Annotated in this window: 6 protein-coding genes; 2 read left to right on the forward strand and 4 right to left on the reverse strand. The window is 69.7% G+C overall.

The window, feature by feature from the left end; genetic code table 11:
- The coding region (locus D588_RS0116210; protein WP_017916719.1) for an ATP-binding cassette domain-containing protein at positions 1–1,665 on the reverse strand (1,665 nt) is incomplete at its 3' end.
- Positions 1,666–1,800: 135 nt separating this feature from the next.
- Here D588_RS0116210 and dbpA point away from each other — a divergent pair.
- Together dbpA and D588_RS0116220 are read left to right on the forward strand one after the other, a co-directional pair.
- Positions 1,801–3,177 carry an ATP-dependent RNA helicase DbpA gene (gene dbpA / locus D588_RS0116215; RefSeq protein WP_017916720.1) on the forward strand — a complete coding sequence of 459 codons (1,377 nt, stop codon included), beginning with the start codon at positions 1,801–1,803 and terminating at the stop codon, positions 3,175–3,177.
- Positions 3,174–3,692, forward strand: a complete 519-nt coding sequence (locus D588_RS0116220) for a hypothetical protein (RefSeq protein ID WP_017916721.1) — start codon at positions 3,174–3,176, stop codon at positions 3,690–3,692. The genes dbpA and D588_RS0116220 overlap by 4 nt, the downstream gene beginning before the upstream one ends.
- Before the next feature lie 159 nt (positions 3,693–3,851).
- Here D588_RS0116220 and D588_RS0116225 read toward each other — a convergent pair whose 3' ends face one another.
- The 3 genes from D588_RS0116225 to D588_RS0116235 all read right to left on the reverse strand — a co-directional run.
- Positions 3,852–4,409: an adenine phosphoribosyltransferase gene (locus D588_RS0116225; RefSeq protein ID WP_017916722.1), complete on the reverse strand. Its 558-nt coding sequence runs from the start codon at positions 4,407–4,409 to the stop codon at positions 3,852–3,854.
- Positions 4,410–4,492: 83 nt separating this feature from the next.
- Positions 4,493–7,615: an efflux RND transporter permease subunit gene (locus D588_RS0116230; protein ID WP_017916723.1), complete on the reverse strand. Its 3,123-nt coding sequence runs from the start codon at positions 7,613–7,615 to the stop codon at positions 4,493–4,495.
- Positions 7,616–7,621: 6 nt separating this feature from the next.
- On the reverse strand, positions 7,622–8,246 hold a 625-nt coding region (locus D588_RS0116235; protein WP_017916724.1), incomplete at its 5' end, for an efflux RND transporter periplasmic adaptor subunit.

Genomic DNA, 8,246 nt, shown 5'->3' on the forward strand with positions numbered 1-8,246 from the left:
CGGCGCCGCTGCAGCGGCCGCCACCGGCGTGGTCGCCGCCGCGGTGGCCGAGGCCTTGGCCACCGCCATCGCGCTGGCCGGCGTCGCCGGGCGCTGGCGTACCCAGTCGCTGTAGCCGCCGACGTATTCGCCGATGCGGCCGTCGCCTTCCATGACCATGGTCGAGGTGACCACGTTGTCGATGAAGTCGCGGTCGTGGCTGACCAGCAACAGCGTGCCGCTGTAGTCGCCGAGCAGTTCTTCCAGCAGCTCCAGGGTTTCCACGTCCAGGTCGTTGGTCGGTTCGTCCATCACCAGCAGGTTGGACGGCTGCGCGAACAGCCGCGCCAGCAGCAGGCGATTGCGCTCGCCGCCGGACAGGCGGGTGATCGGCGCGCGCGCACGCTCCGGGGTGAACAGGAAGTCCTGCAGGTAGGCGTGCACGTGCTTGCGCTTGCCGTTGACCTCGATGAAGTCGCGGCCCTCGGCCACGTTCTCGATCGCGCTCCAGTCCTCGCGCAGGGTGGCGCGGTACTGGTCGAAATACGCCACCTGCAGATTGGTGCCGGCACGCACTTCGCCGCTGTCCGGGGGCAGTTCGCCCAGCAGCAGCTTCAGCAACGTGGTCTTGCCGCTGCCGTTGGGGCCGATCAGGCCGATACGGTCGCCGCGCAGGATGGTGGTGGAGAAGTCGCGCACCATGCTGCGCGCGCCGAAGGCGAAGCTCAGGTCCTTGGCCTCGATCACCTTCTTGCCGGAGGACTCGCCCTGCGCGGCCTCCATGCGCACGTTGCCGCCGAGTTCGCGGCGCTGGGTGCGCTCGCGGCGCATCGCTTCCAGCCGCCGCACACGCCCCTCGTCGCGGGTGCGCCGGGCCTTGATGCCCTGGCGGATCCACACTTCTTCCTGTGCCAACAGCTTGTCGAAGCGCGCGTTCTCCTGCGCCTGCGCATTGAGCCGCTCCTCGCGGCGGCGCTCGTAGTTGGCCCAGTCGCCCGGCCAGCTGCTGACCTGGCCGCGGTCGATCTCGACGATGCGCGTGGCCAGGGCACGCAGGAACCGCCGGTCGTGAGTCACGAACACCACGCTGCCGTTCCAGCCCTTGAGGAAGCCTTCCAGCCAGTCGATGGCCTCGATGTCGAGGTGGTTGGTGGGCTCGTCCAGCAACAACAGGTCCGGCGCCGAGACCAGCGCGCGCGCCAGCAATACGCGGCGCTTCATGCCGCCGGACAGCCGCGCGAATTCGGCGTCGCCGTCCAGTTCCAGCCGCGTCAGGGTCTCGTTGACCCGCTGGTCCAGTGCCCAGCCATTGGCGCCATCGATCTTGGACTGCACCGCGCCCAGCGCATCGCCGTCGAATTCGGCGGCATGGCTGAGCCGATGGAACTCGGCCAGCCAATGGCCGAGTTCGCCCAGGCCGTCGGCGACCACGTCGAACACGCTGCCGGCGGCGCCATGCGGCACCTCCTGTTCCAGCCGGGCGATGCGCACGCCCTGCTGCACGCGGACCTCGCCGTCGTCGGGCTTGAGCTCGCCGGCGATCAGTTTCATCAGGGTGGATTTGCCGGCGCCGTTGCGGCCGATCAGGGCGATGCGTTCGCCCGGCTCGATCGACAGGTCGGTCTTTTCCAGCAGCAAGGGGCCGCCGACGCTGTAGTCGAGGTTCTGCAGAGTGATAAGAGGCATGCCGTATTGTACGGGACCCGGGACCCGGGACCCGGAAAGCAAAAAGCGGCGCGTCGTGCGAGTCGAAATGCCCTTTTGCTGTTGACGTTCCGGGTCCCGGGTCCCGAGTCCCGGCCCCACCAGCTAAAATGCCGCATGAACGATTTCGCCACCCTCTCCCTTTCCCAGGCGCTCGCGCCCGGCATCGACGCGCTCGGCTACACCCGCATGACCCCGGTGCAGGCGCAGAGCCTGCCGCCGATCCTGGCCGGCCAGGACGTCATCGTGCAGGCGCCTACCGGCAGCGGCAAGACCGCGGCGTTCGGCCTGGGCCTGCTGCACAAGCTGGATCCGGCGCTGAGCCGTGCGCAGGCGCTGGTGCTGTGCCCGACCCGCGAACTGGCCGACCAGGTCGGCAAACAGTTGCGCAAGCTGGCCACCGGCATTCCCAACATGAAACTGGTGGTGCTGACCGGCGGCATGCCGCTGGCGCCGCAACTAGCCTCGCTGGAGGCGCACGACCCGCAGGTGGTGGTCGGCACGCCCGGCCGCATCCAGGAGCTGGCGCGCAAGCGCGCGCTGCACCTGGGCGGGGTGCGCACGCTGGTGCTGGACGAGGCCGACCGCATGCTCGACATGGGCTTCGAGGAGCCGATCCGCGAGATCGCCAGCCGCTGCGACAAGCACCGGCAGAGCCTGCTGTTCTCGGCCACCTTTCCCGAGGAAATCCGCGCATTGGCGCGGGACCTGCTGAAGGAACCGGCGGAAATCACCGTCGAAGGCGCCGACAGCGCGCCGGAGATCGACCAGCAGTTCTTCGAGGTCGACCCGACCTACCGGCAGAAGGCGGTGGCCGGCCTGCTGCTGCGCTTCACCCCCGAATCCAGCGTGGTGTTCTGCAACACCCGCAAGGAGGTCGACGAGGTCGCCGGCTCGCTGCAGCAGTTCGGCTTCTCCGCGCTGGCGCTGCATGGCGACATGGAACAGCGCGACCGCGACGAGGTGCTGGTGCGCTTCGTCAACCGCAGCTGCAACGTGCTGGTCGCCAGCGACGTGGCCGCGCGCGGGCTGGACGTGGAAGACCTGGCAGCGGTGATCAACTACGAACTGCCGACCGACACCGAGACCTACCGCCACCGCATCGGCCGCACCGCGCGCGCCGGCAAGCACGGCCTGGCCCTGAGCCTGGTGGCGCCGCGCGAGACCGCGCGCGCGCAGGCGCTGGAAACCGAGCAGGGCCAGCCGCTGCGCTGGTCGCGCGCGCCGCTGGCCACCGCACGGCCGGTGCAGCTACCGCAGGCGGCGATGGTCACCCTGCGCATCGACGGCGGCAAGACCGACAAGCTGCGTCCCGGCGACATCCTCGGCGCACTGACCGGCGATGCCGGGCTGTCCGGCGCGGCGATCGGCAAGATCGCGATCTACGCCACCCGCTCCTACGTCGCCATCGCCCGCGCCCATGCCGGCAAGGCGCTGGCGCAGCTGCAGGCCGGCAAGATCAAGGGCCGCCGCTTCCGGGTCGCCAAGCTGTGAGCGCGGCGCAGCAGGTCCTGGCGTCGCTGCAACCGGACGAGGACGGCAACCTGTGGAGCGAGGCGGTGCCGGTCCCGTGGATGCGCGGCAGTTGCTGCTTCGTGCTGGTGGGCTGCGAGGCTGGCGACGTTCCGGTCGACGCGGCGCCCGCCATCGAGACCTTCCTGCAACTCGACGCCGCGGTCTTCGCCGCCGCCGCGCCGCACGTGTTCGCCTACTACCGGCACACGCAGGCGCTGTGCGCCAAATACGGATGGCCTTCGCCGGACATCGCCGATCCCGCCGAGGTGTGGGCGCACGTGCAGTTCGGCAGCGAGGCGTATCTACGCCGCTACCGCGACGGCCGCCTGCGCATCAGCCTGGAATGCAACTGCGACTGGGAAGCCGAACACGGACTGCAGCTGGTGTTCGCCGACGACGGCCGGATCTGCAAGGTCGGTCCGTTCGATGGCCACCTAAGCCATGCCGCAGCGCATGCGGACCCCAGCCTGGAAACGGTGATCTACCCGACCTGACACGGCGCCTGCGGTTGCGGCGTCAGGCGTCGCCCGCGCCATGCGCGATCGCCACGACGCATGTGCGCCGCGGCCGCGCCCAATGCGTCGATCCCCGGCCGCGCCCAATGCGTCGATCCCCGGCCGCGCCACCTGCGCTGCCATGAGCAGTGGCCGTGCTCAGTACGTCAGCGTCGCCAGCAGCGGCAAGGTCTCGTTCCAGCGATCGCGTCCACGCAGCCCCTGCAGTTCCACCAGCACCGCGGCGCCGACCACTTCCAGTTCCAGTTGCTGCGCCAACGCCAGGGCCGCGCGCAGGGTACCGCCGGTGGCGAGCACGTCATCGACCAGCAGCACGCGCGAACCGGCCGGCAGCGCATCGGCGTGCATTTCGATGCGGTCGCTGCCGTACTCCAGCGCGTACTCCTGGGTCACCGTCCTGCCCGGCAGCTTGCCCGGCTTGCGCACCGGCACGAAGCCCGTGCGCAGTTCGTGCGCCAGCGCCGCGCCCAGGATGAAGCCGCGCGACTCGATGCCCAGCACCGCCTGCAGCGGCGTGGTGCGCCACGGACGCGCCATCTCGTCCAGCGCCGAGGCGAAATCCGGGCCGTCGGCCAGCAGCGGGGTGATGTCCTTGAACACGATGCCCGGCTTCGGGAAATCGGCGATATCGCGAATGCGGCCGGACCAGTGGGCCGGTGCGTCGCTGGGCGCGCCGCAGCAGGAGGAATCGTTCATCGCACAGTCGTATGCCGTGGGGGAACGCAAAGTCTAGTCGCAAGGCAGCACCGCGTCGCGGAGCCGCCTCGTCGGTCTACGACTTACGCCGCCGCTGCGCCCGCGTCCTGCCGCGCGGCCCCGCGAAACAGGCCGCGCACCAGCACGAAGAACAACGGCACCAGCAACACTGCCAGCACGGTGCCGGTGACCATGCCGCCGATCACGCACACGCCGATCTCGCGGCGGCTGGAGGCGCCGGCGCCGGTGGACAGCGCCAGCGGCAACACACCGGCGACGAACGCCAGCGAGGTCATCACGATCGGCCGCAGGCGCAGCCGCGCGCCTTCCAGTGTTGCTTCCAGCAACGGTCGCCCGGCACGCTGCCGCGCCTCGGCGAATTCAACGATCAGGATCGCGTTCTTCGCCGACAGACCGATCGTGGTCAGCAGGCCGACCTGGAAGTAGATGTCGTTGACGAAGCCGGCCAGGGTGGTCGCCAGCACGGTGCCGACCACACCCAGCGGAATCACCAGCAGCACCGCCACCGGGATCGACCAGCTTTCGTACAGCGCCGCCAGGCACAGGAAAATGAACAGGATCGAGGCGGTGTACAGCCACAGCGTCTGGTTGCTGGACAACTGCTCCTGGTAGGACAGCCCGCTCCATTGCAGATCGAAGCCCTCCTGCTTGGCCACCAGCGCCTGCATCCGCTGCATCGCCTCGCCGGAACTGCTGCCGGCCGCCGCGCCGCCCTGGATCTGCGATGCCGGCAGGCCGTTGAAGCGCTGCTGCAGCTGCGGGCCGCGGGTCCAGTGGGTGCTGGCGAAACTGGCGAACGGCGCCATCTGCCCGCCGCTGCCGCGCACGTACCACTGCGCGATGTCCTCCGGCAGCGCGCGGTACGGCGCATCGCCCTGCACGTACACGCGCTTGACCCGGCCGCGGTCGATGAAGTCGTTGACGTAGCTGCCGCCCCAGGCGGTGGCCAGGGTCGCGTTGATGTCGCTCTGCGCCAGGCCCAGCGCGCTGGCCTGGGCGTGGTCGATGTCCACCTGCAGTTGCGCCTTGTCGCCCAGGCCGTTGAGGCGCACCGCGGTCAGCTGCGGATCGTCGCCGGCCTCCTTGAGCACCTGCTGCTGCGCCTTCAGCAGCGCCGCGCGGCCGGCGCCGTCGCTGTCGCGGATCCACAGCTCGAAGCCGCTGGACTGGCCCAGGCCGCGCACCGCCGGCGGCGACAGCACGCTGATCTTGGCGTCGCCGACGCCGCGGAAATGCGCGTTGGCGCGGTCGATGATGGCCTGTGCGGTGTTGTCGCGGTTGCGCTCGCCCCACGGCGTGAGCGCCACGAAGGCCTGGCCGGCGTTCTGCCCGGTGCCGGCGTTGTTGCGGCCGACCACCATGAAGATCGCGGTGAGATTGGCCTTCTCGTGGGTCATGAAGTAATCGCTGATGCGCTTGCCCAGCGCCTGGGTCTTGGCCAGCGGCGTGCCTTCCGGGGTGGTGAACTGGATCTGCACCTGGCCCTGGTCCTCCACCGGCAGGAAGCCGGTCGGCATGCGCATGTACAGCACCACCATCGCCAGCGCCACCAGTGCATACAGCGCCAGCCAGCGCCGCGGCCGCTGCAGCACCGTGCCGAGGCGGCGCTGGTAGGCCTGCTGGCCGCGCTCGACGCTGCGGTTGAACCACTGAAAGAAACGGCCGAGCTTGCGCTCCTGCTCCACCGGCTTGAGCAGGGTCGCGCACAGCGCCGGGGTCAGGGTCAGCGCGACCAGCGCCGACAGCGCCATCGCCGAGGCGATGGTGATCGAGAACTGCCGGTAGATGATGCCGGTGGAGCCGCCGAAGAACGCCATCGGCAGGAACACCGCGCCCAGCACCACGGTGATGCCGATCAGCGCACCGGTGATCTCGCCCATCGAGCGCTCGGTGGCCTCGCGCGGCGGCAGGTGTTCCTCATGCATGATCCGCTCGACGTTCTCCACCACCACGATGGCGTCGTCGACCAGCAGGCCGATCGCCAGCACCATCGCGAACAGGGTCAGCGTGTTGATGGTGAAGCCTGCCGCGGCGAGGATGCCGAAGGTGCCCAGCAGCACCACCGGCACGGTGATCGCCGGGATCAGCGTGGCGCGCGCGTTCTGCAGGAACAGGAACATCACCACCACCACCAGCACGATGGCCTCGGCCAGGGTGTGCACCACGTTCTCGATCGAAATGCGCACGAACGGCGTGCTGTCGCGCGGATAGGCCACGTCCAGGCCCGGCGGGAAGGTCGGCTTGAGCCGTTCGATGGTGGCGTGGATCGCATCGGAGGTGGCGATCGCATTGGCGCCGGCGGACAGCGTCACCGAGAAGCCGGACGCCGGGTGGCCGTTGAGCGTAGCGTTGTTCTGATAGTTCTCCGCGCCGATCTCCACCCGTGCCACGTCGCCCAGGCGCACGCTGGAACCGTCCGCGCGCGTGGCCAGGATGATCTGCCGGAACTGCTCGGGCGTCTGCAGCCGCGACTGCGCGGTGACCGTGGCGTTGAGTTCCTGCTCGGCGCCGGTGGGCAGCGCGCCGAGTTCGCCGGCGGTGACCTGGGTGTTCTGCGCCAGGATCGCGCTGCGCACGTCGCCGGGCATCAGTTGGTAGGCGTTGAGCTTGTGCGGGTCCAGCCACACCCGCATCGCGTACTGCGCGCCGAACACGTTGATCTCGCCGACGCCGTTGATGCGGCTGATCGGGTCCTGCAGGGTGCTGACCAGGTAGTCGGAGATGTCGACGTTGTCCATGCGGTCGGTGCGGTCGTAGATCGCCACCGCCATCAGACTGTCGCCCTGCGACTTGGCCACGGTCACGCCCTGCTGCTGCACTTCCTGCGGCAGCCGGTTGAGCGCCTGGTTGACCGCATTCTGCACCTGCACCTGGGCGATGTCGGGATTGGCCGCCTGGTCGAAGGTGATGCTGATCCGCGCCTGCCCGGACGAGGAGCTGGTCGAGGAGAAGTACAGCAGGTGGTCGATGCCCTTGATCTGCTGTTCGATCACCTGGGTGACGCTGTCCTCCACGGTCTGCGCCGAGGCGCCGTTGTAGGTGGCGGTGACGTTGACCGACGGCGGCGCGATGTCCGGATACTGCTCGATCGGCAGGGTGAACACGGCGATGGCGCCGGCGGCCATGATGCAGATCGCCAGGACCCAGGCGAAGATCGGGCGGTGGATGAAGAAACGCGGCAGCATGCCGGCTCAGCCCTGGCCGGCGGCAGGCGCGGCCGCGGCGGCGGCGGTCTTCACCGTCACCTTGGCACCGTCGCTGAGGCCCTGCCGGCCCGCCACCACCACCCGCTCGCCGGGCTTGAGGCCATCGCCGACCAGCCAGCGGTCGCCGACCGCGCGCAGCGTGGTGAACTCGCGCTGGCGCACCACGTCGTCGGCGCCCACCACCCAGGCCACCGCCTCGCCGCGCGGGGTGCGGTCCACCGCCGCCTGCGGCACCAGCAGGGCCTGCTGGCGCACGCCCTGCCCGACCAGCGCGCGCACATACATGCCCGGCAGCAGTTGCGCATCGGGATTGGGGAAGCGCGCGCGCAGGGTCACCGCACCGGTGGTCTCCTCCACGTCGAGGTCGGCGAACTCCAGCGTTCCCGGCAACGGATACGCGGTACCGTCGGACAGGGTCAGCCGCACCTGCGTGCTGGTCGGCTGCACGCCACCGGCGGCGATCGCCCGACGCAGCGCCAGGAACTGATTGCCGGACTGGGTGATGTCCACGTTCATCGGATCCAGTTGCTGGATCTTGGCGATGGCATCGGTCTGATTGGCGGTGACCAGCGCGCCGGGGGTCACCCGCGCGCGGCCGATGCGCCCGCCA

It is taken from the genome of Xanthomonas sp. SHU 308, assembly GCF_000364645.1.
In the GTDB taxonomy this organism is placed as follows: Bacteria; Pseudomonadota; Gammaproteobacteria; order Xanthomonadales; family Xanthomonadaceae; genus Xanthomonas_A; species Xanthomonas_A sontii.

What these genes read in the sequence shown, in the direction of transcription:
- dbpA (WP_017916720.1), top strand. Translation starts at nt 1,801, where the DNA reads ATGAACGATTTCGCCACCCTCTCCCTTTCCCAGGCGCTCGCGCCCGGC.
- D588_RS0116225 (WP_017916722.1), bottom strand. Translation starts at nt 4,409, where the DNA reads ATGAACGATTCCTCCTGCTGCGGCGCGCCCAGCGACGCACCGGCCCAC.
- D588_RS0116230 (WP_017916723.1), bottom strand. Translation starts at nt 7,615, where the DNA reads ATGCTGCCGCGTTTCTTCATCCACCGCCCGATCTTCGCCTGGGTCCTG.